Genomic DNA, 25,214 nt, shown 5'->3' with positions numbered 1-25,214 from the left:
CCTTCGTGCCGTCGCAGCGGCACCCAGACTCTCCAGAGGACCTCATCGCATGAAGATCCGCCGCGCTCTGGCCGTCGCAGCAGCGACCGCCGTACTCGCCCCGGTCACCCTCCTGTCGTCCCCGGCCGCCTTCGCCACCCCGAGCCCCACCCCGGAGGCGACCGAGACCGCCACCGCGCCGGAGGAGCCCGAGACGCCGCCTGCGGACGAGGAGGCCGACACCGTCCCCGCCCCGGACGGGGAGAACCCCGCTGCCGAGGAGGGCGAGGAGAAGACCCCGGCCGAGGAGGAGAAGGAGAAGGAGGAGGAGGAGAAGCCCGCCGGTGAGGAGGAGAAGCCGGCGGAGAAGCCCGAGGACAAGCCCACCTCCCCCTCCGCCACCCCGCCTTCCCCGGCCCCGTCCGTCACCTCGCCCAGTGACATCTGCCAGGACACGGAGGACGAGCGGACCGATGAGAACCTGCGCACCTCGCTCTCCGGTCTTCCCTCCGAGGTCGTCGCGGGCAGCGGGTTCCACGCCTTCAAGCTGAACGTGGAGAACAAGGGCGACAAGGCCTACAAGCGGGTCGACCTCGGTCTCGTCGCCGCCCAGGTCGACGACGACAACTGGCTGCCGAACACCGACCACCTCACGCTCCAGTTCAAGGACCCGGAGACGGGCGCCTGGTCGGACATCTCCCTCGACCAGGACGACGAGGTCATCGGCTACATCGGCTACACCGACATCCGGGCCAAGGAGTCCTTCTCCATCGACCTGCGCCTGAGCGTCGACAAGAAGGCGCCCGAGGGCTACGGCTTCGCCATCATCATCGGCCTCTACGCCGACGAGGAGGGCAACTGCGTCTACCCCGAGGGCGAGCAGTTCTACGAGTTCGACGTCCTGGCCGCAGGCACCGACGCGGGCGAGCCGAACGAGGCCGAGCCCCAGACGGGCGGCAAGAAGCCGGTCCCGGCCAAGCCCGTCGGCAACACCGAGATCAAGCCCGAGGGCACCCTCGCCCAGACCGGGTCCGACTCCAACCTGCCGGTCATCGCGGCCATCGGCGGGGTGGCGATCCTCGCCGGCGCCGGTGTCGTCTTCGCGCTGGGCCGCCGCCGCAAGGGCGACGCGACCGCCTGACGTACGTACGGGAAGTGAACGCGCCCCCTGTCCTCACCCGGGCAGGGGGCGCCCCTGTGCGGTGGTGACCCCGGGGGCACCTGCGTACGCACCCGAAACCTGGCACCATGGAGAACTCATGAGCGGGGGAGGGCGCATGACGTTCGATGTGGCACAACTGGTGGAGCAGGGCTGGCCGTTCGTCGGCGCGGCGGTGGGGGCGTACGGCACGGCTGTGCTGACGCGGACCGCCGACGAGGGGGTGACGGCGACCGTCTCCCTGGGGCAGCGCGTTCTCCAGCGCCTGTGGCGTCGCGAGGAGAGCCGCCCCTACCTCCAGCGGGCCGTGCAGGGTGTCGCCGACGACCCTGAGGACACGGAGGCCCAGGCGGGGCTGCGCGCCGAGATCAGGCGGCTGCTCCGGGAGGACGACGAACTGGCCCGCGACCTCGCGGAGTTGCTGCCGGCTCCGGTGCGTCCGAACGAGTCGTACGTGGCCTCCGGCCAGGGGGCCGTCACGGCGAGGGTGAACCACGGGGTGATCAGCACCGGTGGCGATGTGACCGTCGAGCGGTGAGGCGCTGTGGCATCGGAGGAACGGCCGGAGCAGTTCATCGCCTCCGGCATCGGCTCCACGGCGGTCAAGTACAACTTCGGGCTCATCCAGCACCACACGCACCTGCCCTTTCTGCCCACGGGCGAGGTGGCGGCCCACGACGGACTCATCCGCCTGTCGGAGCCCCGGAACCAGGTGTTCGTCGGACGCGAGCGGGAACTCGCCCGCCTGCGTGACGTGCTGCGGCCCGAGGACGGCCGTACCGCCGTGGTCATCCACGGCATGGGCGGCGTCGGCAAGACCGCTCTCGCGCTGGAGTACGCCTACCGGTACCGCGAGGACCACAACCCGATCCTGCGGCTCCCGGCGGACAGTCCCGTCGGCATGACCGCCGCGCTGGCCGCCTTCGCCGACGACCTCAACCACCTCCTGGAGCCGAGCGGGCTCTCGCCGGACCAGCGGGCCACCTGGGCGAAGAACTGGCTCCAGGGCCATGGCGGCTGGCTGCTCATCCTGGACAACGCCGAGCGGCCGGCGGACGTCGACGCCCTGCTGGGCTCCCTCGTCGGCGGCCGCATCCTGATCACCACCCGGCAGGCCACGGGCTGGCACGCGCGGTGCGGAACACTGGCCCTGGACGAGCTGCCCGAGGACGCGGCCGTGGAGTTCCTGGAGCGCCTGGTGGTGGACGGGGGCGAGTGCGCCCGGTTCCGCGAGCTGGCGGGAGAGCTGGGCTGCCTCCCGCTCGCCCTGGAGCAGGCGGCGGCGTACCTGAACCAGACCAGGACCGACCCGTCCGGCTATCTGGCGCTGCTGCGGGACCCCGCGGCGGAGGCACTCGCCATCGGGCCGCGCCGCGACGAGCACGAGCGGACGGTCGCCCGCGTCTGGCAGCACTCGCTGCGCGCCGCCCAGGACGAGAACCCGTACGCCACCTACGTCCTGCGGGTGCTGTCCTGGTTCGCGCCGGACCAGGTGCCGCGCAGCCTCCTCGGCCGGCTCCGCGAGGACAGGTCGGCGCCTTCCGGGCGAGCGGCGCGGCGGCTGTGGGGCTGGACCCTCCCGTACGCGCGGCGGCGGTGGGCGCAGCGCGCCGGATGGGTGAAGGAACGCGGCCGTACCGCGCACCGGGAGCTGACCGGACCGGAGATCGACCGGGCGCTCGGGGTGCTCCACGCGTACAGCCTCATCAGGCTCGACCGCGAGTCGGTGAAGGTGCACCGCCTGGTCCAGGCTGTCGCCCGCACCCCGGACCCCGCGCATGGGCGGAGCGTGCGGGCTGCCCGGCAGGAGGCCGTGGAGCTGCTGCTGGGAGCGGTTCTGGACATCCCGGACGGCACGGGTGGATGGGCGCGCGAACGGGAGATGGTGCCGCACCTGGAGGCGCTTCTCCGGCTGACCGGCCCGGCGGACGACAGGGTGGACACCGCTGCACTCCTGGTGCGCCTCGCCGACTACAGCAGCCGCTGGTCGCGCCCGCAGGAAGGGGCGCTCGTCCTCGGGTATCTGGGGCGGCTCCCACCCGGCCCGCACGGCCTTGAGCAGCAACTACACCGAGGCCTTGATCTACGCGGGCGAGCTGGAGCGGGCCGTCGACCGCCTGGAGCACGAGGGCCGGCGGCGCGGACCCCGTGGGCGGGGTCTCACCGGTCCCTCCCTCATCCGACTGGCCCGCTGCTACATGGAGTTGGGGCGGCCCGAGCAGGCCGTCCCGCTGCTGAAGAGGGAGCTGGCCGCCGTCATGAGCGGTGGCGGCGATGTCCGCCGGACGGTCGGCGTACGTGGCCGGCTCGCCGCCGCTTACCAGGCGGCGGGGTGGCCGGAGCACGCCGTGGCGATGTTCGAGCGGAACCTCTTCGACGCCGAGGCGGCGCTGGGCGGGCAGGACGCCGACACCTGTGACGCACGGGAGAACCTGGCCGACGCCTACGCGGCTTCGCAGGACCCGCTCCGGGCGGTCGAGTTGTACCGGCAGAGCCTCGCGCGGAGGGAAGCCCTGTTCGGACCTCGGCACCCTTCGGTGTTCGCCTGCCGGACCGGGCTCGCGCTCGCCTATGAGGAGGCCGGAGAGCCGGGCCGGGCCGCCGAGGTGCTGGATCACGGCATCGCCGAGGCCGGGAGCCTCTTCGACGAGACCCTCATCGTTCCCGCGATGCGCAGCCACCGGGCACGCGTCGCGGTGGGGGCCGGGCAGCCGGAGCAGGCCCTCGCCCTCCACGAGGAGAGCCTCGGCGACTGGATCACCGCTCTCGGGGACCGCCACCCGGACGTCCTGCACCTGAAGAAGGCGTTCGTGGTGGCCCTGATGGCGGCGGGGGAGGAGGAGAGGGCGGTCCCCTTCCTGGAGGAAGGCCTGGCGCTGGCGGAGGACGTCTTCGGCGGGAGCCATGCCGAGACCACGGCGTTCAGGCAACTGCTGGGGCGGGCGCTGCTGGCGGCCGGTGACACGCGGCGTGCGGTGCCCCTGCTGGAGCGGGCTCTCCTGGAACTGGAGTCGGCCGCAGGTGTGCGCCCGGCCCCGGTTCTGGTCGCACGCGTCGACCGCGCAAGCGCGTACCGGGAGAGCGGCGACCTGGAACGAGCGGTGTCCCTGCTGGAGGGGACCCTCTACGACGCCGAGGCGCACTGCGGGCGCCGTGACGGTGTCACGGTGGCGGCGCGCACCGCACTGGCCCGTACGTATGCGGCGACGGGGGACACGCGTCGCGCCGTCTCCCTGCTCACGACCGCCGCCGCCGACGCGGAGCGCTTCCTGGGGCCCGGAGAACCGCTCGTACGCCGTATCCCCCGGTACCTCGCGGAGCTGGCGGGGGCCGGACGGCCGGGGGAGGGGTCACAGGCCGGGCCGGCGCCCGCGATACCCGATCAGTACGAGGGCCAGGGCGAGGCCCGCGCCGAGCCAGGCGCTCAGCCCTGACACGGCGGCCCGGTCCCACGGGGCGTCCTGCCCGTACCGGACGGCCGCACCGGTGACGAGGGCGATGACGGCGGCCCCGGCCCCGGCGTACTGGGAGAGCGCCCACGGGTATCCGTACGAGTGGAAGACCCCGTGCGGGGAACCGACGAGCCCGGCATAGGCGATGAGTGCGAGGAGACTGGTGGCGGCGGCGATCAGCAGACCGACGGGCAGGGCCGCCCACCAGGACCAGGGCAGCCGCGCCACGGCCACCGCGCTGACACCCGCGAAGGCCAGGAACATGCCGCACCCCAGGCTCTGCAACGCGCCGTCCTGTTGACGCCGCAGCCCCAGGGCGAGGTGGGCGAACCCGAACCAGAGCGCCAGGGCGAGCGCGGTGAGTCCCGCCGCCGCCGGGAGGCCCACGGAGGTGAGCGCGGTCAGCACGCCCCCGGTGGCGCCCGCGACGGACAGGCAGATCAGTACGGTGGCGAGGGACGGCACCGCCGTATCGACCCCGGCCGGGCCCGGCTCGAACATCCTCGTGGCGACGCCCGCGTCCGGGGAGGAGTGGGAGGAGGGCGGGGTGGACGAGACGCTCGGCACCGGCGGATGAGCGGTCCTCGGCAGGGGCCCGTCCGCGATCTCCCGTAGCCTGCGGGCGACTTCGGCGGCGTCGGCGGGGCGGCGCCCCGGATCCTTCTCCAGGAGTTCCCGCAGGAGGTGGTCGAGCCGTTGCGGGACCATCGGAGCGTGGAGCCAGGACGGATCGGGTTCGCTCGCGCGGAGCAGTTCGAGCACCTCGTCGCGACTTCCTGTGAAAGGCGGACGGCCCGTGACGAGGAAGTACAGGAGACAGCCCAGCGAGTAGAGGTCGGAGTGCGGCCCGACCTCACCGTGCCCGGCCGCCAGCTCGGGTGAGGTGTAGTGCACCGCGCCGCCGGGGACGGGCCGCGCGGCGAGCCGGGCGATGCTCGGCGCCCCCAGGGTGACCGTGCCCTTCTTGAGGAACACGTTGTCGGGACGCAGGTCCGCGTGCACCTGCCCGGCCCGGTGCACCCGCTCCAGCGCCCCGCACAGCTGGACGCCCCACTCCAGCACCGTGGCCAGCTCCGGCGGCTCGTTCCGCGACGACTCCGCCACCGTGTCGTCGAGCAGGGGTGCCAGCACGAGATACCTCGCGGACCTGCCGTCCACGGTGCCCTGCCCGCAGTCATGGACGTCGGTCAGATGCGGCGCCGCCATCCCCAGCGCGCTCCGGGCCGCCTCCGCGAACACCTCCGCCCGGGCCGGGTCGCCGGGCGCCACGGGAGGGCCCACCAGCAGCTTCAACTCCACGGAACGCCTGCGCTGCCGGTCCCACGCCTTCAGATACCCCTCCTCACCGTCGGCCGGTGGCCGCGCGGTCAGCCGGAATCGGTCGTCCAGCAGGTCGGGCATGCGATCGGGCCCCCTCGCCAGGTGCGGTGCGCACCGCTGAACCATCAGTTTCCCGAACGCCCCGCCGACCGGTCCAGCCGATCACTGGCCGACCCTCAGACCAGGCTGTCCTTCCACGTCCGGTGCAGCCCCGCGAACCGCCCCGTGCCGCCGATGAGTTCGGCGGGCGCGCCGTCCTCCACGATGCGGCCGCCCTCCATCACCAGCACCCGGTCCGCGATCTCCACCGTGGACAGGCGGTGGGCGATCACCACCGCCGTGCGGCCGTGCAGCATCGTGTCCATGGCGCGCTGCACCGCCCGCTCGCCGGGGATGTCCAGGGAGCTGGTCGCCTCGTCGAGGATCAGGACCGCCGGGTCCGCCAGCAGGGCGCGGGCGAAGGCGACCAACTGGCGCTGGCCCGCCGAGATCCGGCCGCCCCGCTTGCGTACGTCGGTGTCGTAGCCCTCGGGCAGCGCGGCGATGAAGTCGTGCGCGCCGATCGCCTTCGCCGCCCGCTCGATCTCGTCCGGGGTGGCGTCCGGGCGGCCGATCGCGATGTTCTCCGCGACCGTTCCGGAGAACAGGAACGCCTCCTGGGTCACCATCACCACGCCCTTGCGCAGCTCGGCCGTGGCCAGGTCCCGCAGGTCCACCCCGTCCAGCAGCACGCGGCCGTCGGTCGGGTCGTAGAAGCGGGCCAGCAGCTTGGCCAGGGTCGACTTGCCCGCGCCCGTCGAGCCGACGACCGCCACCGTGGCGCCCGCCGGGATGCGCAGGTCGAACGTGGGCAGCACCTCGCCGCCCGTACGGTAGGCGAACCGCACCCCGTCGAAGACGACCTCCCGGCCCGGGTGGCCGTCGGAGCGGGCCGGCAGCTCCTTCGGGTCCGCCGGCACCGGGACCGTCGGGGTCTGGGCCAGCAGGCCGGCGATCTTCTCCAGCGAGGCCGCTGCCGACTGGTAGGAGTTGAGGAACATCCCCAGCCGGTCGATGGGGTCGTAGAGCCGGCGCAGATACAGCACCGCCGCCGCCAGCACCCCGAGCGCCAGCGTCCCGTCGGCCACCCGGTAGGCGCCCCACAGGACCATCCCGGCGACCGCCGTGTTGGCGACCAGCCGCGAGCCGACCACGTAACGCGCCATCTCCAGCAGCGCGTCACCGTTGCGCCGCTCGTGGACGTGGTTGAGCGAGGCGAACGCGGTGTCGTTGGACCGCTCCCGGCGGAACGCCCGGACCGGCCGGATGCCGTTCATGGTCTCCGCGAACTTCACGATCACCGACGCGATCGCCGTCGACCGCGCCCCGTACACCACGGCCGCCCGCCGCCGGTAGAGCCGTACCAGCAGATACAGCGGTACGAAGGAGAGCACGGCGATCCCTCCTATGCCGAGGTCCAGCCAGAGCAGGACCAGCCCGATCGACACGAAGGAGAGGACGACGGTGATCAGCTCCTGGAGCCCCTCGCTCAGCAGCTCCTGGAGCGATTCGACGTCCGTGGTGGAGCGCGAGATCAGCCGTCCCGAGGTGTAGCGCTCGTGGAAGTCCACGCTCAGCACCTGGGCGTGCCGGAAGATCCGGCCGCGCAGGTCCAGCAGCGCGTCCTGGTTGATGCGGGCCGAGCCCCGGATGAACGCGTACTGGAGCACGCCCGCGCCCACCGAGCAGAGCAGATAGCCCACGGCCACCGCGATCAGCGGCCCGTAGTCGTGGTCCCGGAACGCCGGGACGCCGCTGTCGATCGCGTACGCCACCAGCAGCGGGCCCGCCTGCACCGCCGCCTGCTGGAGGACCAGCAGCAGCGCGGCCACCGCCACCCGGCCGCGCATCGGCCTGAGCAGGGAGAACAGGAGCGATCGGGTCGCGCCGGGCGGTGCGGGCAGGTCGTCCTGGTCGAAGGGGTCGCCGGGGCTGTCCGGGGCGGGTGCGGGTGCCTGTGCCTTCTGTCCGGGCTCCGGTGTGCCGTCGTCACCTGAGGTGGTGCGCGCGGCGTCGTCGGCGGTCGTGGTCATCGGGTGCCCTCCTCGACGGGTACCTGCTGGGCGGCGGCGGGGGTCCCGGTGGTCAGCGGGTCGGGGCCGCCACCAGGCTCCGCCCCCGACATCAGCCACGCGTACTCCGCGTTCGACCGCAGCAGCTCCTGATGCGTGCCCACCGCCGTGATCCGGCCCTCCGACAGCAGCGCCACCCGGTCCGCCAGCATCACGGTCGACGGCCGGTGCGCCACCACCACCGCCGTCGTCTCCTCCAGTACCTGGCGCAACGCCGCCTCCACCAGCGTCTCCGTGTGCACGTCGAGCGCCGAGAGCGGGTCGTCCAGCACCAGGAAGCGCGGCCGGCCCACCACCGCCCGGGCCAGGGCGAGGCGTTGACGCTGGCCGCCGGAGAGGCTCAGGCCCTGCTCGCCGACCTCCGTGTCCAGGCCTTGGGGCAACCGGTCCACGAAGTCGGCCTGGGCCACCGCGAGCGCCCGGCGCACCTGGTCCTCGTCCGCGCCCTCGGCCCCCATCAGCACGTTCTCGCCGACGGTCGCCGAGAACAGCGTCGGCTCCTCGAACGCCACCGACACCAGCTCCCGCAGCCGTGAGCGCTCCATCGTGGCGATGTCCTCGCCGTCCAGCGCGATCCGCCCGCCGGTCACCTCGTGCAGCCGGGGGACCAGCGCGGTGAGCGTCGTCTTGCCGGAGCCCGTACCGCCCACCAGGGCCATCGTCTCGCCGGGCCGCACATGCAGGTCGATCCGGGCGAGGACCGGCGGCGAGCCCGGCTCCGCGTCCGGGTAGCGGAACTCCACGCCCTCGAACACCATCCCGGCGGGAGCCTCGGGCGCCTTTACGTGGGCGCCCGCCGTGTCCTCCTCCTCCGCCGCGTCCATCACCTCGAAGTACCGGTCGGTCGCGGTCGCCGCCTCCTGGCTCATCGCCAGCAGGAACCCGATCGACTCCACCGGCCACCGCAGCGCGAGCGCGGTCGAGAGGAAGGCGACCAGGGTGCCCGCCGACAGCGAGCCGTCCGCCACCTGGACCGTGCCGAGCACCAGCGCCGCCCCGATCGCCAGCTCCGGGATGGTGGTGATGAGCGCCCAGATCCCGGCGAGCAGCCGCGCCTTGCCCAGCTCCGTGGAGCGCAGCCGTTGCGAGAGCGCCTTGAACGCCTTCGCCTGGCTGCGGTGGCGGCCGAAGCCCTTGACGATCCGGATGCCGAGCACGCTCTCCTCGACGACCGTGGTCAGATCGCCGACCTGGTCCTGGGCCTTGCGCGCCACCAGCGAGTACTTCGTCTCGAACACCGAGCACAGGATGATCAGCGGCACCGCGGGCGCCAGCAGCACCAGACCGAGCGACCAGTCCTGGGCGAACAGGATGAGGAAACCGACCAGGATCGTCGCCGCGTTGACGACCAGGAAGGTCAGCGGGAACGCCAGGAACATCCGCAGCAGCATCAGGTCCGTCGTCCCGCGCGACAGTAGTTGGCCCGAGGGCCACCGGTCGTGGAAGGCCACCGGAAGCCGTTGAAGATGGCGGTAGAGGTCGGCCCGCATCGACGCCTCGACCCCGGCCAGCGGACGCGCCACGAGCCACCGCCGGAACCCGAACAGCACGGCCTCCGCGATCCCGAGCAGCAGCAGATACAGCGCGCCCAGCCAGACGCCGCCCGGGTCCCGGTCGGCGACGGGCCCGTCCACCATCCACTTCAGGATCAGCGGGATCACCAGCGACAGACAGGACGCCAGGATCGCCACGAAGGCGGCGGTGAAGAGACGGACCCGTACCGGGCGGACATAGGGCCACAGACGCAGGAGGGAGCGCACGGCGGACCGGTCCGTGTGCTCTGCAGGCTTTTGGGGCATCAGAACCGACTCTACGTTTCACCACTGACATCGGTCCTCCCCATTTCGGCCGGGGCCCGCCTGGTCCCGGGGTCGTAGGCCCGGGTCAACCGATCGGTTGATGGAGCGTCGAGCGTGATGACGGATACCGCCCGCCGCCGCCCGCCGGAACCCTGGGGGCATGGCAATCATCGAAGTCAACGAGGTGCGCAAGACCTACGCGGGCCGCCACGTGGTCGACGGCGTCTCCTTCTCCGTCGAGGAGGGGGAGATCTTCGGCATCCTCGGTCCCAACGGGGCGGGCAAGACCACCACCGTCGAGTGCGTGGAGGGCCTGCGCATCCCGGACGCGGGCACGGTCAAGGTCGCCGGGCTCGACCCCGTCGCCGACCACGACCGGGTGACGCGGCTGCTCGGCGCCCAGCTCCAGGAGAGCGAGCTCCAGGCCAAACTGACCGTACGGGAGGCGCTGGAGCTCTACGCCTCCTTCTACCCGGCCCCCGTCGACTGGCGCCCGCTCGCCGCCCGGCTCGGCCTCGACGAGAAGCTCACCACCCGCTTCGCCAAGCTCTCCGGCGGCCAGAAGCAGCGGCTCTTCATCGCGCTCGCCCTGATCGGCGACCCGAAGGTCGTCGTCCTCGACGAGCTGACCACCGGCCTCGACCCGCGGGCCCGCCGCGACACCTGGAAGCTCATCGAGGAGATCCGCGACGGCGGGGTGACCGTCCTGCTCGTCACCCACTTCATGGAGGAGGCCCAGCGCCTCTGCGACCGGATCGCCGTCATCGACCGGGGCAAGGTCGTCGCCCTGGACACCCCGGCCGGGCTGATCCGGCAGGCCACCGGCTCCACCGTCATCTCCTTCGTGCCGTCCCGGGCGCTCACCGGCCCCGACCTCACCCGGCTCACCGCGCTTCCCGGCGTCGCGTCCGTGACCCCGCCCGACCGCGAGGGGACGCTCACGGTCCACGGCACCGACGAGACGGTCACCCCGTTCGTCGCCCTGCTCGCCGAACTCGGCGTCACCGCCCGGCAGCTGCGCATCACCGAGACCAGCCTCGACGAAGCCTTCCTCGACCTCACCGGACAGGACGCCTGACATGCAGACCGAGACCACCACCGCACCGGCCACCACCCCCGGGCCCGGCGCCGCCCGGCGACGCGGTCCCGCGACCGCCGTCCTGATCGCCGAGACCCGGCTCTTCCTCCGCGAACCGGGCAGCCTGTTCTGGGTCTTCGTCTTCCCCTCCCTCCTCCTGGTGATCCTCGGCTTCGTGCCCGCCTTCAGGGAGACGCAGGACGACCTCGGCGGACGCCGCGTCATCGACCTGTACGTCCCCATCTCGATCCTGCTCGCCATGATCACGGCGGGGATCCAGGCGATGCCGCCGGTCCTCACCGCCTACCGCGAGCGCGGCATCCTGCGCCGGATGTCCACCACCCCGGTGCGGCCCTCCGCCCTGCTCGGCGCCCAGATCCTGCTGCACGGCGCGGCTTGCCTCGGCTCCGCGCTCCTCGTCACCGCCGTCGGCCGGACCGCCTACGGCGTCGCGCTGCCCGGGCAACTCCCCGGCTATCTGCTGGCGCTGCTGCTCGCCGTCGCCGCCGCGCTGAGCCTGGGCGCCATGATCTGTGCTGTGACCCCGACGGCGAAGGCAGCCACGGCGGTCGGCTCGGGCGCCTACCTGGTGATGATGTTCACCGCCGGGGTCTGGCTGCCCGTCCAGGTGATGCCCGACATCCTGCGCCGCATCGTGGAGATCACCCCGTTCGGAGCCGCCTCCCAGGCGTTGGAGCAGGCCGCGTCCGGGAGCTGGCCGGGCTGGATCCACCTCGGGATCGTCGCCCTGTGGACGGCCGGGATGGGCGTCGCCGCGAGCCGTATGTTCCGGTGGCAGTGAGCGGGGGCGTGAGTGTGGGCGGGGGCGTCGGTGTGGGTGTGGGTGTGAGCGGGGCGGAGGCGGCCCTGGTGGGCCCGGTGCGGCCGGGGGAGACTGCCCGTATGACGTCCCCGCCCCGCCGCTTCCCCTCCGTACCGGGACCGGCGGCCCCCGTCACGGCCGAGCAGCGCTGGGAGCAGTTCTACCGGTACGGGCCCTACGCCGTCCTCACCCTCTCCGTCCTGGTCGGCGCCGTCGCCGCCGACCTGATCATGACCCGCACCGAGATGTACGCGGCCGGGGCCCTGGCCGTCGCCGCGTACGGGCTCCAGATCTGGTGGGGCCGGGCCCGCCCGCGTACCGCTCCGGGAGCCCCGGCCGGGGTGGCCTACTACAGCGTGAGGACCCTCCTCGCCTTCGCCCTGTCCTGGCTCAACCCGTTCTTCGCGATCTACGCGGCGCTCAGCTACTTCGACGTCGAACCCCTGCTCCCCAAGCGCTTCGTCCGCGCCGGGCTGCTCACCACCGCCGTCACCCTGGCCGGTTCGCAGAGCGGCGGCCTGCCGCCCGCCTCCCTGATGAACTGGGTCGCCTTCGCCGTCCTGTACGTCGTCAACGCCACCCTCGCCCTCTTCTTCTGGCAGGTCGGCCTGCGGGAGGAGGAGAAGGCCCGGGTCCAGGCCGCGACCATCGCCGAGCTGGAGCGCACCAACCTCCGGCTGGAAGCGGCCATGGCGGAGAACGCGGCCCTGCACGCCCAGCTCCTCGTCCAGGCCCGCGAGGCCGGGGTCGACGACGAGCGGCGCCGGCTCGCCGCCGAGATCCACGACACCCTCGCCCAGGGCCTCACCGGGATCATCGCCCAGCTCCAGGTCGTCACCTCCGTCACGGACCGCGATCCGGAGACCGCCCGCGTCCACCTGGAGCGGGCCGCCGCCCTCGCCCGTCACAGCCTCGGCGAGGCCCGCCGCTCCGTCCACAACCTGGCCCCCGTCGCCCTGGAGCACGACGAACTGACCGGCGCCCTGGAGAAGACGGTCGCCACCTGGGCCGAACAGCACCGCGTACGGGCCGACTTCACCGTCACCGGCACCGCCGAACCCGTCCACGACGAGGTCGCCGCCACCCTCCTGCGCATCGCGGGCGAGGCCCTGGCCAACGCGGGCCGCCACGCCGGGGCCTCCCGGGTCGGCGTCACGCTCTCCTTCATGGACGGTGAACTGGCCCTGGACGTACGGGACGACGGCCGCGGCTTCGACCCGGGCGCCGCCGCACCGGCGAGCCGCACCGGCGGCTTCGGCCTCGGCGGCATGCGGGCCCGCGCGGAACGCATCGCGGGCACGGTGGAGGTGGAGTCGGAACCGGGCGGGGGCACGGCGGTCTCGGCCCGGGTCCCCCTGGTCAGGCACGCGTGACCGGCTGTACGGCGGCTCTGGCCAGGCAGCCGCGACCGGCCGTACGGTGATCCCTGCCATGACCGAGAACCCCGAACGCACCCCCGAACGCACCATCACCGTCGTCCTGGTCGACGACCACCCCGTCGTCCGCGACGGCCTGCGCGGCATGTTCACCGCCGAACCCGGCTTCGACGTCCTCGGCGAGGCGGCCGACGGCGTCGACGCCCTCGCCGTCGTCGAACGCCACGACCCGGACGTGGTCCTGATGGACCTGCGGATGCCCGGCGGCGGGGGAGTGGCCGCCATCGCCGAGCTGACCCGGCGCGGCGCCCGTTCCCAGGTCCTGGTGCTGACGACGTACGACACCGACTCCGACACGCTCCCCGCGATCGAGGCGGGCGCCACCGGCTATCTGCTCAAGGACGCCCCGCGCGAGGAGCTGTTCGCCGCCGTCCGGGCCGCCGCCGACGGCCGCAGCGTCCTGTCGCCCGCCGTCGCCTCCCGGCTGATGACCCGGGTCCGTACCCCCACCGCCCCCGCCGACGCGACCCTCTCGGCCCGCGAGCGCGAGGTGCTGGTGCTGGTGGCGAAGGGCACGACGAACCGGGAGATCGCCGCCGAACTCTTCATCAGCGAGGCGACCGTGAAGACCCACCTCACCCACATCTTCGCCAAGCTCGGCACCAAGGACCGGGCCGCGGCCGTGGCCGTCGGCTACGACCGGGGCATCCTCGGCTGACCCGTACGCGACGGAACGTCGCTTCCCGCTTCGCCTTCCTCGCCCTCCTGCCCTGGTCCGGCCGCGAAGCCCGCGTCCACGAGCGCCAGGTCCGCCTCCGTGGTGGTCCGCCGGCGCTGCTTCGCCAGAGCAAGCCAGGCCAGCGCCGCCAGGACCAGGACGATCCACACCACGGCGGACGCCATACCGGCGGTCTCCGTGGGGCAGGCCCCGCTGGGCAGCGCCCGGCCGCCCCGGTAGTCGGGGGCCGCGCACTGGGCGAACGCCTGCCCGGGCGGTACGAGGAGAAGGACCACGGCGGTGAGCCCGGTGACGAGCCCGGCCCGAGAGATCCGGGTCATGAGGAGACTCCCTGGTCGATGGGCAATGTCGGATTCGGGGAGAGCGGCGGCAGGCCCTTCAACTGCCGCACCTCATCGCTCCGGTGCGGCAGCGGATCGTGCAGGAGCCTCAACTGGGCCTGCTGGAGGCGGATCAGGTGCCGCAGCCCCGCCGTCCCGTCGCGTCTCCAGACCGCGAGCTCCAGCAGCAGCCGGCGCCCCGGTGAGAGCAGCAGGCCGCCCTCGGCCGGTGTCACGGCGCCCGTTCCGCTCGCCGTCTCCACGGGCAGCGCCGCCCGCAGCACCGCCGCCTGATCGCGCAGTCCCCGCCGCAGCAGCAGGAGGCAGAGAACCACGAACGGGCCCGCGGCGATCAGGGTGACCAGCGGCACCCCGACCAGCACCCCCAGCGTCTCGGCGCCGGAGAACAGGTCCCGGCGCCGGCGGTCCAGCAGCGGCATGAGGGTGTCGAACAGCAGGTGCCCGCCGAACGCGGCCAGCAGTCCGCTGAGGCACAGGGACACCCTGCCCCGCCCGGGCCCCGCCCGCAGCGCGGCCCCGAACCCCGCCCCCGCCAGCCCGCTGAAGACGGCGTGCACGGTCAGCAGGCCCACCACCTGGCGGGTCCAGAACTGTGCCGCCGGCTGGCCCGGTTCGATCTCGGCCATGTAGCGCACGGTCTCGGTGAGGTTCAGGCCGATACCCGAGGCCGCTCCCAGCACGAGGCCGGAGACCACCCCGTCCACGTACCGCCGGAAGACCAGCAGGACGAGTGCGACGCCCGCCGCCTTGCCCACCTCCGAGAAGAAGTCGGCGTTCAGGGCGAACAGCGCCAGGAGGGTACGGATCGAACCGCGTGGCCGCTCGAAGTCCAGCAGGTAGCCCCCCGCGTACCAGCCGAACCACATGCTCATCACGATGGCGAACCCGGACCCGACCAGGGCGCCCCACGCGAAGGCCAGCAGCGTCAGACGCGCCGGGAGCCGCAGGTACAGCTGGACCCGGTGCACGGCGAGCAGGGCCACGGCGGAGGTCGCCAGGCACAGCAGCGCGGTGAGCGGAGCCCCCGCGAGCGTGTCGAGCGCCATCACGGCGTACGGCAGCAGCAGCACGGTCAGGATGGCCGCCCGGCAGACCCGTACGACGCGCACGCGGCCGGCACGCGTGGCGCCGTACAGCACCGCCGCGAGCACCAGGGCGACGCCCCAGCCCGAGTACAGCAGCACGCGCGTCAGCCGGAGGGCGGGGGGCTGGGGCAGCAGATAGATCCTCATCCACGGCAGGGGCGACGTGATCTCCGGTGCCGCCCAGTACAGCACCTGTGCCGTCGCGAAGGCCGCGGAGAGGACGAGTGCGATGCCCAGAGCGATGTGCCAGGGGCGCCGGAACGGGTCCGGCGGGCGGGGCGGGGGTGAGGGGACGACGGAGTCGGGCGAGGTCATGGGGTACCTCCCTGCGGGGCGGGCCCGGGGGGTGCGGTGGGGAAGCCGGAGGGGAAGTCTGTGGGGAAGTCGGAGGGCAGCCCCGTCGGGAAATCCGTGGGGAAGTCCGATGGCAAACCGGTCGGGAAGTCCGACGGGAGATCCGAGGGCAGACCGGTCGGGAAGTCCGTCGGGAAGTCCGACGGCAGCTCCGTCGGCCATCCCGAGGGCGGTGGGGCCATGCCCGGGCGGGACGGCATGGTCGGCATCTTCTCCGGCAGCGGGATCGGCGGATCGCTCGTGAATCCCACGAGGGCACCGAGCACGATCGCGGCCGCCCCGAGGCCGCCCACGACCGCCATGAGCCGCCGCGGCGGCTGCCGGTCCGGGCCGGGGCCGTCGGGACCGTCGGGGCTGTCGGGACGCCCGGCCGGATCGGGCGGTTCAGGGCCGAAGAAGCTCATCGGGACCTCCGAGTACGTGACCACAGGGGCGAGCGCGGAGCCGACGCGACAGCGCGGCGGAGAGGACTGGCCCCGGCGCCGTTCAGGCGGCGTCTGCGCCACCACAGCAATCCGGCGACGGGCACCAGGAGCGTGGGCAGGAGACGCAGGGCCAGAGCGGAGTCGGACAGCCCGCCGGCCGGCTCGCCCGGTCCGGCGGCCTGCAGGGGTGTGGGCGCGCCGAGCCACGCAGTCCCGCCCGTCCCGGGCGTGTCCGCCGCGCGCAGCGACCGCTCCACCTGCGCGGCGAACTCCGCCGACGGGGCGTTGCGCATCGGCACCCGGGTGAGGTCCACACCGCCGTACGTGTAGGTGGTGACGTACTCCGCGTTGCCGCGGGTGCTGCGCCGGGTGACCTTGAACTCGCCCTTGGTGTAGGACCGTACGAACGCGTCGAACGTGTCGGTGGGCTTCCACGACGTCTTCGTCCGCCAGGCGTCCGCGTCGCCGCGGTCGATCAGCGAGCCGTAGGTGGTCTCCCTGGTCCGGCTGAGGTTGCGGTACCACTCGGCCGCGACCCGGGCCAGGTAGACGCGGCGCAGGTCGGCGTAGTCGCGGTCGGTGTTGATGGCCTTCTTCAGCTTGGAGAGCACCAGGTCGCGGTAGACCCGTTCGTTGTGCTCCTCGTCGGCCTTGCTCCGGCGCGGGCAGCTCTGGCCTGCCGTCACGCCACGGGACTTGAGGTACTGGGTCTCCATCTTCACGTCCAGCGGCGCGTCCAGGATGTACAGCTTGTCGCCCTGCTGGTGTACGGAGGCGGGTGCGGGGACGATCCAGGTGCGGAACGACAGGCACTGCCCCTGGATGCGGTTCCACAGGTCCTTGCCCGCCCCGGTGTCGGGGTGGATCAGCCTGCCCACGGTCTTCTTCATGAGCAGGTCGGCCTGGAGCAGCACCCGGCCCGCGTCGGTGGTGCCGAGGTCGCGGTCGACGATGCGGTCGGGCTCGTCGGGGTTGAGGTTGACCCAGAAGTCCTGGGGACGCAGCGACAGCCAGACGAAGAAGGCGTCCGAGCTGAGGGTGGCCGCGCTCAGGCCGGTGCTGGTCCGCGCGTCGCCGCGCCACGGGTCGCGGCCCGCCTCGAAGGCGTACTGCAGACCGCTGCCGTCGCCCGGGTCGGCGAGGTAGCGCAGCTCCATGGAGGTGAAGTCGATGCCTCCGGGGTCCATGGCGGAACCCGCGAGCGCCTGGCCGAGCCCCGTCGCCGTGGCGCCGGGCCGTACCCGGTCCTCCTCCTCGGCCTCGCCGCAGGGCGCGGCGGCGCGGAGCGCCATCACGGGCGCCGCCACTCCGGGCAGACCACGGCCCAGGGACCGTACGCGGGAGGAGGAAGGCGGGCACTTGCGCGTGGCGTCGGTGTGGAACATTCCGGCGAGAGCGCTGACGGTCGCTTCCTGCTCGGAGCCGGCCAGTGCCTTGACCTGGTCCAGGGCGTAGTCGAGATGCTGCCTCGTCGTGTTGTTGAGCTGTTCGCGGTCCACCTCCATCCGGTCTATGGCTTGTTGCTTCAGCCTCGCGCGCTGCTCCGGTGTGGCGTCACTCGCGTCGATCTGCGCCAACCGCCGTGCTTTGAGTTCCATCGCCAGCGTGGAGAACCCGTACGGCCAGCCGTATCCCGTCCGCAGGGAGAGGGGGTGCAGCCGGGAACATCCTCGCTCGCACTGCCGGCGCTCCGAGGCGGCGTAGAGACGCGCCGCCTCCGGGATCTTGTGGCGGCCGCGGAGCCGCTTGAGCAGCGCCTCGGAGTGAATGGGCTTCTTCTGCTTGACGCCTGCGTTCTTCTCCCCCGCGAGGACGTTCAGCGCACTCATGGCGATCAACTGGGGGCCGGATTCCTTCCGGATCCGGGCGACCGCCTTCGGGTCGAGGAACGCCGCCACCGAGTCGAGCCGCACCAGGGAGAAGCGCCAGAACTGCCCGCGGAGATGCGGCTCGACGGTGTCGTTCCGCATCTCCTCCCACTTCTCGAAATCCACCAGGGTCGGGTCGATGAACTCCACCGCGCCGTTGCGGTAGCCCGCGAAGGCGTCTTCGGCGGCCGTCTTCTGACCCTTGGCCAGCAGCCCGCGGTAGAGCTCCTGACGCAGGTCGGCCACGGGCAGCAGCAGGGGGTGCAGCAGCGGGTTGTCGACGCCCTTCATCTTGGACAGGTCGAGCCCGTCCGCCGCTCCGGGCGGGCGTACGTCGTTTGCCGGCGGGGTCGGCTTGGGCGTGGGGGCCGCACGGGCGTCGGGGACCGTACCCCCGCCGACGAGGGCCAGGGCGAGCCCCAGTACCGCCAGCAGGTGTCCCGCTCGGGTGAGGCGCGCGTGAACACGTGGTTCAGGCATGGTTCTTCTTCTCCCGGGGTGTCAGCCGGCGGCCGCGAACGCTGCCGTGAGACGCGGGACGTAGTCGGCGAAGGCCGGAGCCCAGCAGCCGTAGTTGTGCCCGCCGTCGCAGGTGGACGAGAGCGAGCTGCCGTCGCCGTAGTTCACCAGGCGGCTGGGGATCTTCAGCTGGTCCAGGCGGGACTTGACGGTGGTGGAGGCCGCCGCGGTGTGGACGTCGATGAGGTCGTTGTCGCCCGTGTAGAGGGTGATGCCGGTACGGGACAGCTTGGCCAGGTTCGACGGCGCGGCCGGGTCGACCGCGTTCCACACCCGGTCCGCCCCGAGGACCGGGTACGGGGAGCCGAAGATCGCGTCGCTGTCCACGTAGGGGCCGTATCCGGTGCACTCGCCGGAGCCGGACGTACTGGAGGAGCTGCTCGCCGCGCACCAGGCGCCCGTGGCGTTGAGCTCGGTGGCCAGGACGGCGGCCCGGACCTGCCACATGCCGAAGTCGATGCCGCCCGAGAGCGCGGCCACGTGGCCGAACAGGTCGGGACGGGCCTGCGCGTAGTGCAGCGCGCCGAAGCCGCCCATGGACGGGCCGACGACGGCCCGGTGGTCCCGGTCGGCGCGGGTGCGGAGGTTGGCGTCGATGAACGGCACGACCTGGGTGAGGTGGAAGGTCTCCCAGTTCGCTGCGCCCTCCGCCGTGTTCTGCATGACCCAGTTCGCGTACCAGCCCTTCAGACCGCCGTCCGGCACCACGGTGATCATCGAATCCGAACGCAGCGCCGGGGCGGCCACGACGTCGTTCACGGTGCCGCCGCCTCCGTGCAGGAAGTACGTGACCGGCCAGCGCCGTTCGGGGTCACTCCCGTACCCGGAGGGCAGCAGGACCCGGATCTTGTGCTTCCCGGACAGCTGGCCGGTGGTGACGGTGAGGGTGAGGTCGGTGGGGCTGTGCACCTCCGTCCCGCCGGGCACCACGGTCAGGCCGTGGCCGTCGGTGAACACCGGGACGGAAGCAGAGACGGCCGTCGAGGAGAGGGTGGCCGGGGCCGTCGCGTGCGCGAGGCCGGCACTCGTCAGGGGAGCGAGCGCGAGGACCGCGCCGATCGCGGTGAGGCGCAGGGACTTCATCGGGAACCTTCGGTCGAGGGTGGTTCGCTAGGCGGTGGCCGCCGGGAACCGGACGGTTCGATGCTGGTGTCCCGTGCGCCGGGCCGACAGGCCAGACGACCGGCCATCGCTGACCGGTCGAACGCGGTGGGGGCGAAGTCCGGGTGCCGTTCGCGGAAGACCCGTCCCAGATGGTGCTGGAGCCGGGCATGACGGAACTGGTACACCGCCCCGGTCTGGCGGAGCACCCCTCGGCGGTAGGCGTCGTCCAGGAAGGCCGCGGGGTCCCAGGGGAGGCGCCCCGCCAACGGCAGCCAGATGCGCGCGAGCACGAGCCACTGGCCCCACGCGGTGAAGGTGAGCACGTACGAGGCCGCGCCGCCGAGTCCGCACGCGGCCCCGAACAGCACGCTGTCCGCCACCTCCCAGTGGAGCGGCCCCATCACCCCGCGGAGCAGCTCGACGATCAGGTATCCGCCGACGGCGATGGTCACGCTCAGGGCCGGTGCCAGGATGAGGAACTGGCGGGCGGCCGTCGCCCGGTTCGCGGCCAGCAGACTGACGGGCGTGGCCGCCGTCATGACGTCCACCGGCGCTTCGAGCAGCCCCATGGCACCGAAGACGAGGCCACCGGCCGAGCCGAAGATGAGCCCGAGGATCGCCATGTTGAGCAGGGTGTCGACGACGACGTCCTGATCGAGCAGCGGTATCCGCTGGACCAGCGCCCGTTCGAGGGTGAGGGCGCACGCGCACCCGATGCCCGCCACCGTGCCGCCGAGCAGACCTTGCACGGAACGCAGGGCCACGGTGCGCAGCGGCCGGTGGACGGGACCACCGTGCGTGAAGCGCAGCGTGAGCCGGACCCGGGTCGGTTCGAAGGCCTCCCCGCCGTACCGGTCGGTGAGCGCGTAGACGGCGCCGAAGGTGAGACCGGCGGCCGGCCCCATCAGGAGCCCTTGCAGCAGCACCGCCCCGAGGGTCAGCGGGTTGAGCAGCACTCCGACGATCCAGACCGCCAGGGTGACGCTCACGGCGGTGGCCAGGGTGAAGGCCCAGGTCCGTGACCAGCGCGACAGCGAACGGCCCAGCCGCCACCACGCCAGGTCCTGCCGCTCGTGGTCGAGGCGGACCAGGTGGTGCGCGAGGTGGCCGAGCCGGCGCTCGGCCTTCGCGGGATCGGCGTACGGGGTCTTCGGCCGCCGTCCCCCGGAGTCCCGCTCCGGGGCGCGGCGCCGGTAGACGGCCGGTACGAACCCCGCCAGCAGGTGTTCCTCCAGGCTCCGGACCGAGGGGAAGCGGACGGGGTCCAGCAGTTCGGCGGGGTCCCGCGACGCGCTCTCGCTGTACAGCGTGCGGGCCAGGACGACCATGAGCGGCGTGGCGAGCACCGCGGCCAGCCGGGTGGGCGCCGGGTCCCCGCTGTCCCTGCTGTCCCCGCTGTCCCCGCTCCCGCGCAGCTCCGCGAGGACGGCGTCCCACATCGACCCCCGCGCGGCCGGTGCCTCGGGCACGTCGTCGGCCCTGCCCATGGCGCGGGCGGTGCGGGGCAGGTAGTCCGCCAGGTCGTCGGGGGTGAGGTCGGTGAGCTCCACCGCCCCGGCCCAGACGAGCGGGGACCGCGCCGCCCGCACCGCTTCGGCGTACTCCTCGCGCCGGCTGGTGAGGACGAGCGGTAAGGAGGACGCGTTGAGCGCGTCCAGGGCTTCGGGCCGCAGTCCTTCGGCGATCTCGTCGAAGCCGTCCAGGACCGGGAGGACCAGGTCGGCGTCGATGAGCGCGGCGGCGAGCGTCGCCCCGCCGGAGGAGCGGCGGGACAGGTGAGGGTGGTCCCGCAGCAGGCGGCCGGTCATCCAGTCCCGCAGCGCGGTCGCCGACGGGTCCCAGGAGCCGACGCTGAAGATCACCGGAACCCGCCCGTACGGGGCCGCCGGATCGAGCAGGTCGAGGGCCAGCCGGATCGTCAGGACCGACTTGCCCGACCCGGCCCTGCCGAGCACCACCAGCCGCCCGGAGGGGATCCTGCGGTAGACGTGGGCCGTGCTCCTCAGGTCCCCGTCGAGGTCCACCCGGCCCAGCTCCTCACCCGGTCCGAGCCGCTGGATGTTCTCCGCCCGGTCCACCAGGGCCGCCGGTGCGGAGGTCCACCGCACGGGCAGCGGAAAGGGGTCGTGGACGCGTCGCTGCTCCTCCTCGCCGCGCCAGCGGCGCCGGACCTCGGTCGCCAGGTCCCGTACGGCGTCGGCGAGCGCCTCGGGGACCGGCGGTGCCCGGTGCCCCGGCTCGCGCCCGGCCGGGGCGGGGCCCGGCGGCGAGGCTCCGGCCGGGGTGGGGCTCTGCGGCGAGGCTCCGGCCGGGGCGGGGCTCTGCGACGAGGCTCCGGCCGGGACGGTCGCTGCCGGGTCGGCGGCTGCGGTGCCGGGCCCCGTGCCTGACCCGGGGTCCGCCGGGCCGCCGGCCAGGGTCGCCGCCAGCAGGAGCCGGTCGCCCTCGCCGAGCTCCAGCGCGTCGGCGAGGCGGTTCAGCGTGTCCGTGCGGTGGCTCATGGACCCGCCGCTCTCCAGCCGGCGAATGGTGCGCTCGCTGACCCCGGACCGGTGCGCCACCTGCTCCTGCGTCAGGTTCGCCCGGTCGCGCAGCCTGCGCAGCAACGTGCCGACATTCTCCGTCATCCGCCCACTCCCCCCGTTCGGCGGCGGAGAGCCTACCGGTGCCCGGTCGGCGCCCCACCGGCCATCGATGGCCGGTGGCCTGACCTGGCCGGTCACCGTCACCGGGACCACCGTGGACGGGAACAGCCCCCGGCCGCCCGGAGAAAGTCAGGGAATCGACGTGACCAACCGCTACTGGTGCGGCGAATGCGACTTCAGGACCCTCTGGCTGGAGAAGACGGAGGGGCAGCGCCAACTGGTCGGCCACTACGCCCGCAAGCACCCGGGTACGCCCCTGGGGGGCCACGTCGAGAACCGGGGGGTGGCGTTCCGTACGAGAGTGGGCTGCCTGCTCCTGGCGGCGGCCGCGGCGGCCGTGGCCGTGTGGCGCCGCTGACCCGAACGGCACCTGCGCGCGCCGACGGGAGCGCCGCCGGTGCCGAGGAGACCGCCGTCGGCGCCGACGGGGGGTTCCTCGGCGCCGGCGGGCCATGGCTGAAATGGCCTGATCCGGCTGGTCGAGCTCCGCCGAATCTCGCGCTACCGGGGCCGGCGACCGGCCGTCGCGCCGCCCCTCAGGCCGTCACCCGCAGCAGCAGCACCGAGCGGGCCGGGACCGTCAGCTCCGTACCGCCTTCGAGGACCGTGCCGTGCGGTTCGGCCTGGTCCTCCCGGGAGGTGTCCAGGACCAGTTCGTACGCCGCCGCCCACGGCGCTCCCGGCAGCTCGAAGGCGACCGGTTCCGCGCCTGCGTGCAGGACGGCGAGGAAGCTGTCGTCGGTGACCGGCTCGCCCCGCGCGTCCCGCCCCGGGATGTCCCGGCCCGAGAGGTAGAGGCCGAGCGTGGCGGCGGGCGCGTACCAGTCGCCCTCCGTCATCTCCCGGCCGTCCCGGGTGAACCACGCCAGGTCCCGCAGCCCGTCCGGCGCCTGGGCCCGGCCGGAGAAGAACGCGCGGCGGCGCAGCACCGGATGGGTCTGGCGCAGCTTCAGCACCCGGGCCGTCAGCTCGGTCAGCTCCTGCCACTCGGGCTGCTCCAGCAGTGACCAGTCCAGCCAGCCGATCTCGTTGTCCTGGCAGTAGGCGTTGTTGTTGCCGCCCTGCGTCCGGCCCATCTCGTCGCCCGCCACCAGCATCGGGACCCCGGTGGAGAGGAGCAGCGTGGTGAGCAGGTTGCGGAGCTGGCGGCGGCGCAGCGCGTTGACCTCCGGGTCGTCGCTCTCGCCCTCGGCCCCGCAGTTCCACGCCCGGTTGTCGCTGGTCCCGTCCCGGTTGCCCTCCCCGTTGGTCTCGTTGTGCTTGTGCTCGTAGGAGACCAGGTCGCGCAGGGTGAACCCGTCGTGCGCCGTGACGAAGTTGACGGAGGCGTACGGGCGGCGGCCGCCCCAGGCGTACAGGTCGCTGGAGCCGGTCAGCCGGTAGCCGAGATCCCGTACGTCGGGGAGCGCGCCGCGCCAGAAGTCCCGTACGGCGTCCCGGTAGTGGTCGTTCCACTCGGTCCAGAGAGGAGGGAAGGCGCCTACCTGGTAGCCGCCGTTGCCCACGTCCCACGGCTCGGCGATCAGCTTGACCCGGCGCAGCACCGGGTCCTGGGCGATGACGGCGAGGAACGGGGAGAGCATGTCGACGTCGTGCATCGAGCGGGCGAGCGCCGCCGCCAGGTCGAAGCGGAAGCCGTCGACGCCCATCTCGGTGACCCAGTAGCGCAGCGAATCGGTGATGAGCCGCAACACCTGGGGCTGGACGACGTGCAGGGTGTTGCCGCAGCCGGTGTAGTCGGCGTAGCGGCGGGGGTCGTTCTGGAGGCGGTAGTAGCCGCGGTTGTCGATGCCGCGCAGGGAGAGCATCGGGCCGAGCTCACCGGCCTCGGCGGTGTGGTTGTAGACGACGTCGAGGATGACCTCGATCCCCGCTCCGTGCAGGGCGTGCACCATCCGCTTGAACTCGCCGACCTGGCCGCCCGCCGAGCCGGAGGCGGAGTAGTCGGCGTGCGGGGCGAAGTAGCCGATGGAGTTGTAGCCCCAGTAGTTGTGCAGCCCGCGCCGCAGCAGATGGTCCTCGTGGGCGAACTGGTGGACCGGCAGCAGCTCGACGGCCGTCACCCCGAGCCGCGTCAGGTGGTCGATCGCGGCCGGGTGCGCGAGCCCGGCGTAGGTGCCGCGCAGCTCGGGCGGGATGTCCGGGTGGAGCTTGGTGAAGCCGCGTACGTGGAGTTCGTAGATGACCGAGTCCGCCCACGGGGTCTTGGGGCGGCGGTCCTCCACCCAGTCGTCGTCATCGTGGACGACCACGCCCTTGGGGACGTGCGGAGCCGAGTCCCGGTCGTCGCGCACGGTGTCGGCGACATGCTGCTGGGGCCAGTCGCGGACGTGCCCGTACACCTCCGGCGGCAGGGTGAAGGTGCCGTCGACCGCACGGGCGTACGGGTCCAGGAGCAGTTTGGCCGCGTTCCAGCGGGCGCCCGTCCACGGGTCCCAGCGGCCGTGCACCCGGTAGCCGTACCGCTGACCGGCCCGGATGCCCGGCACGAAGCCGTGCCAGATCTCGTGGGTCAGCTCGGTCAGCGGGCAGCGGGTCTCGTTGCCGTGCTCGTCGAAGAGGCACAGCTCGACCGCCTCGGCCCCGCCGGCCCAGAGCGCGAAGTTGGTGCCCGCCACCCCGTCCGGACCGACCCGGAAGCGGGCCCCGAGCGGCATGGGCGCCCCGGGCCACACGACGGGCGCGCGGGGCTCGGCGCGCACGGCCTCCGTACCCGTGACCTCCGGGCGGACCGCTTGCGCGGCCGCCACGCGTAGGCCGTTCGGGTCCTCCGTGCGTACGGCGCCGGCGGCCTCCGTACCCGTGACCTCCGTACGTACGGTGACGGGCGCGGCCCGCCCGGATGGCTGACCGGGCTCCACCGCCCTCCCGGCCGGTTCCTGTACTGCCTCCTGCTCGGCTGCGCTCGACACCGTGTCGCCTCCCGCGGCTCATGAGGACGGGCACCGGAAAGGGGGCGCGCGACGTCCCGGCCGCGGCCCTCTCCTGGTAGTCCTTCCCTCTGTTCTGCCCACCGCGGGCCCCGCACTCACGTTTC

The 25,214-nt window shown here is 73.1% G+C and carries 18 protein-coding genes and 1 pseudogene; 9 read left to right on the top strand and 10 right to left on the bottom strand.

Annotated features, from left to right (window positions below; translation table 11 throughout):
• The first annotated feature begins 49 nt into the window (after positions 1 to 49).
• The 4 genes and pseudogenes from IF17_RS01000000136655 to IF17_RS1000000140145 all read left to right on the top strand — a co-directional run bounded on the left by IF17_RS01000000136655 (position 50) and on the right by IF17_RS1000000140145 (position 4,572).
• The gene (locus IF17_RS01000000136655; RefSeq protein WP_030568921.1) at positions 50 to 1,120 is read left to right on the top strand and encodes an LPXTG cell wall anchor domain-containing protein; all 1,071 of its coding nucleotides are present in this window, start codon (positions 50 to 52) and stop codon (positions 1,118 to 1,120) included.
• Positions 1,121 to 1,256: 136 nt separating this feature from the next.
• Positions 1,257 to 1,676 (top strand): hypothetical protein, encoded by a 420-nt coding sequence (locus IF17_RS0123015; RefSeq protein ID WP_032772480.1) that lies wholly within the window; start codon positions 1,257 to 1,259, stop codon positions 1,674 to 1,676.
• Between the two features lie 6 nt (positions 1,677 to 1,682).
• Positions 1,683 to 2,093: pseudogene (locus IF17_RS1000000140425) on the top strand (AAA family ATPase); the annotation flags it as partial.
• A 1,399-nt stretch (positions 2,094 to 3,492) separates the two neighbouring features.
• Positions 3,493 to 4,572 (top strand): tetratricopeptide repeat protein, encoded by a 1,080-nt coding sequence (locus IF17_RS1000000140145; RefSeq protein WP_280518076.1) that lies wholly within the window; start codon positions 3,493 to 3,495, stop codon positions 4,570 to 4,572.
• On the opposite strand, the gene IF17_RS1000000137205 is transcribed toward IF17_RS1000000140145, so the two are convergent.
• The 3 genes from IF17_RS1000000137205 to IF17_RS0122990 form a co-directional block, all read right to left on the bottom strand.
• Positions 4,489 to 5,991, bottom strand: coding sequence for a serine/threonine protein kinase (locus tag IF17_RS1000000137205; protein ID WP_051884102.1), 1,503 nt, complete (start codon positions 5,989 to 5,991; stop codon positions 4,489 to 4,491). The two genes, IF17_RS1000000140145 and IF17_RS1000000137205, sit on opposite strands and share 84 nt — an antisense overlap.
• A 95-nt stretch (positions 5,992 to 6,086) precedes the next feature.
• Positions 6,087 to 7,982, bottom strand: coding sequence for an ABC transporter ATP-binding protein (locus IF17_RS0122995; protein WP_030568911.1), 1,896 nt, complete (start codon positions 7,980 to 7,982; stop codon positions 6,087 to 6,089).
• Positions 7,979 to 9,820, bottom strand: a complete 1,842-nt coding sequence (locus IF17_RS0122990) for an ABC transporter ATP-binding protein (RefSeq protein WP_030568909.1) — start codon at positions 9,818 to 9,820, stop codon at positions 7,979 to 7,981. Before IF17_RS0122990 ends, IF17_RS0122995 begins: the two co-directional genes overlap by 4 nt.
• Before the next feature lie 160 nt (positions 9,821 to 9,980).
• Here IF17_RS0122990 and IF17_RS0122985 point away from each other — a divergent pair, with 160 nt between their 5' ends.
• The 4 genes from IF17_RS0122985 (at position 9,981) to IF17_RS0122970 (ending at position 13,815) form a co-directional block, all read left to right on the top strand.
• The gene (locus IF17_RS0122985) at positions 9,981 to 10,898 is read left to right on the top strand and encodes an ABC transporter ATP-binding protein (RefSeq protein WP_030568905.1); all 918 of its coding nucleotides are present in this window, start codon (positions 9,981 to 9,983) and stop codon (positions 10,896 to 10,898) included.
• Position 10,899: 1 nt separating this feature from the next.
• Positions 10,900 to 11,700, top strand: a complete 801-nt coding sequence (locus IF17_RS0122980) for an ABC transporter permease (RefSeq protein ID WP_030568902.1) — start codon at positions 10,900 to 10,902, stop codon at positions 11,698 to 11,700.
• Positions 11,701 to 11,801: 101 nt separating this feature from the next.
• Entirely contained in the window at positions 11,802 to 13,094 is a 1,293-nt protein-coding gene (locus IF17_RS0122975) for a sensor histidine kinase (RefSeq protein WP_030568899.1), read from the top strand.
• Between the two features lie 58 nt (positions 13,095 to 13,152).
• Complete coding sequence (locus IF17_RS0122970; protein ID WP_030568896.1) at positions 13,153 to 13,815, top strand: response regulator; 663 nt, start codon at positions 13,153 to 13,155, stop codon at positions 13,813 to 13,815.
• On the opposite strand, the gene IF17_RS0122965 is transcribed toward IF17_RS0122970, so the two are convergent.
• Genes IF17_RS0122965 through IF17_RS0122940 form a run of 6 tightly spaced genes read right to left on the bottom strand, consistent with a single transcriptional unit; the run spans position 13,791 to position 22,159 of the window.
• Positions 13,791 to 14,156 (bottom strand): hypothetical protein, encoded by a 366-nt coding sequence (locus tag IF17_RS0122965; protein WP_030568893.1) that lies wholly within the window; start codon positions 14,154 to 14,156, stop codon positions 13,791 to 13,793. The genes IF17_RS0122970 and IF17_RS0122965 overlap by 25 nt on opposite strands.
• A complete protein-coding gene (locus IF17_RS0122960) occupies positions 14,153 to 15,577 on the bottom strand; it encodes a PrsW family glutamic-type intramembrane protease (RefSeq protein WP_051884101.1) in 1,425 nt (474 codons plus the stop codon). Before IF17_RS0122960 ends, IF17_RS0122965 begins: the two co-directional genes overlap by 4 nt.
• Complete coding sequence (locus IF17_RS01000000136650; protein ID WP_051884100.1) at positions 15,574 to 16,020, bottom strand: hypothetical protein; 447 nt, start codon at positions 16,018 to 16,020, stop codon at positions 15,574 to 15,576. The genes IF17_RS0122960 and IF17_RS01000000136650 overlap by 4 nt, the downstream gene beginning before the upstream one ends.
• Complete coding sequence (locus IF17_RS0122950) at positions 16,017 to 18,389, bottom strand: hypothetical protein (protein ID WP_030568884.1); 2,373 nt, start codon at positions 18,387 to 18,389, stop codon at positions 16,017 to 16,019. Before IF17_RS0122950 ends, IF17_RS01000000136650 begins: the two co-directional genes overlap by 4 nt.
• A gap of 21 nt (positions 18,390 to 18,410) precedes the next feature.
• Positions 18,411 to 19,511 carry an alpha/beta hydrolase gene (locus IF17_RS0122945; protein ID WP_030568882.1) on the bottom strand — a complete coding sequence of 367 codons (1,101 nt, stop codon included), beginning with the start codon at positions 19,509 to 19,511 and terminating at the stop codon, positions 18,411 to 18,413.
• Positions 19,508 to 22,159 (bottom strand): helix-turn-helix domain-containing protein, encoded by a 2,652-nt coding sequence (locus IF17_RS0122940; RefSeq protein ID WP_032772461.1) that lies wholly within the window; start codon positions 22,157 to 22,159, stop codon positions 19,508 to 19,510. Before IF17_RS0122940 ends, IF17_RS0122945 begins: the two co-directional genes overlap by 4 nt.
• Positions 22,160 to 22,226: 67 nt before the next feature.
• On the opposite strand from IF17_RS0122940, the gene IF17_RS01000000136645 reads away from it, so the two are divergent.
• Positions 22,227 to 22,535 carry a hypothetical protein gene (locus IF17_RS01000000136645; protein WP_032772460.1) on the top strand — a complete coding sequence of 103 codons (309 nt, stop codon included), beginning with the start codon at positions 22,227 to 22,229 and terminating at the stop codon, positions 22,533 to 22,535.
• 178 nt (positions 22,536 to 22,713) lie between these two features.
• Here the strand turns inward: IF17_RS01000000136645 and glgX are convergent, their stop codons facing one another.
• On the bottom strand, positions 22,714 to 25,089 hold the full coding sequence (gene glgX / locus IF17_RS0122930) for a glycogen debranching protein GlgX (protein WP_030568878.1): 2,376 nt from the start codon (positions 25,087 to 25,089) through the stop codon (positions 22,714 to 22,716).
• Between the last annotated feature and the right edge of the window lie 125 nt (positions 25,090 to 25,214).

Source organism: Streptomyces cyaneofuscatus (genome assembly GCF_000718135.1).
GTDB classification, from domain to species: Bacteria; Actinomycetota; Actinomycetes; order Streptomycetales; family Streptomycetaceae; genus Streptomyces; species Streptomyces cyaneofuscatus.
This window is presented reverse-complemented; position numbering and strand designations above follow the sequence as displayed.

Excerpts from the sequence above, each read along its gene's own strand:
- IF17_RS0123015 (WP_032772480.1), top strand. The coding sequence starts at position 1,257 with ATGACGTTCGATGTGGCACAACTGGTGGAGCAGGGCTGGCCGTTCGTC.
- IF17_RS1000000140145 (WP_280518076.1), top strand. The coding sequence starts at position 3,493 with ATGTTCGAGCGGAACCTCTTCGACGCCGAGGCGGCGCTGGGCGGGCAG.
- IF17_RS01000000136650 (WP_051884100.1), bottom strand. The coding sequence starts at position 16,020 with ATGAGCTTCTTCGGCCCTGAACCGCCCGATCCGGCCGGGCGTCCCGAC.
- IF17_RS0122980 (WP_030568902.1), top strand. The coding sequence starts at position 10,900 with ATGCAGACCGAGACCACCACCGCACCGGCCACCACCCCCGGGCCCGGC.
- IF17_RS0122940 (WP_032772461.1), bottom strand. The coding sequence starts at position 22,159 with ATGACGGAGAATGTCGGCACGTTGCTGCGCAGGCTGCGCGACCGGGCG.
- IF17_RS0122945 (WP_030568882.1), bottom strand. The coding sequence starts at position 19,511 with ATGAAGTCCCTGCGCCTCACCGCGATCGGCGCGGTCCTCGCGCTCGCT.
- IF17_RS0122965 (WP_030568893.1), bottom strand. The coding sequence starts at position 14,156 with ATGACCCGGATCTCTCGGGCCGGGCTCGTCACCGGGCTCACCGCCGTG.
- IF17_RS0122970 (WP_030568896.1), top strand. The coding sequence starts at position 13,153 with ATGACCGAGAACCCCGAACGCACCCCCGAACGCACCATCACCGTCGTC.
- IF17_RS0122950 (WP_030568884.1), bottom strand. The coding sequence starts at position 18,389 with ATGCCTGAACCACGTGTTCACGCGCGCCTCACCCGAGCGGGACACCTG.
- IF17_RS01000000136645 (WP_032772460.1), top strand. The coding sequence starts at position 22,227 with ATGGCCGGTGGCCTGACCTGGCCGGTCACCGTCACCGGGACCACCGTG.
- IF17_RS0122995 (WP_030568911.1), bottom strand. The coding sequence starts at position 7,982 with ATGACCACGACCGCCGACGACGCCGCGCGCACCACCTCAGGTGACGAC.
- IF17_RS0122975 (WP_030568899.1), top strand. The coding sequence starts at position 11,802 with ATGACGTCCCCGCCCCGCCGCTTCCCCTCCGTACCGGGACCGGCGGCC.
- IF17_RS1000000137205 (WP_051884102.1), bottom strand. The coding sequence starts at position 5,991 with ATGCCCGACCTGCTGGACGACCGATTCCGGCTGACCGCGCGGCCACCG.
- IF17_RS0122985 (WP_030568905.1), top strand. The coding sequence starts at position 9,981 with ATGGCAATCATCGAAGTCAACGAGGTGCGCAAGACCTACGCGGGCCGC.
- IF17_RS0122990 (WP_030568909.1), bottom strand. The coding sequence starts at position 9,820 with ATGCCCCAAAAGCCTGCAGAGCACACGGACCGGTCCGCCGTGCGCTCC.
- IF17_RS0122960 (WP_051884101.1), bottom strand. The coding sequence starts at position 15,577 with ATGACCTCGCCCGACTCCGTCGTCCCCTCACCCCCGCCCCGCCCGCCG.
- IF17_RS01000000136655 (WP_030568921.1), top strand. The coding sequence starts at position 50 with ATGAAGATCCGCCGCGCTCTGGCCGTCGCAGCAGCGACCGCCGTACTC.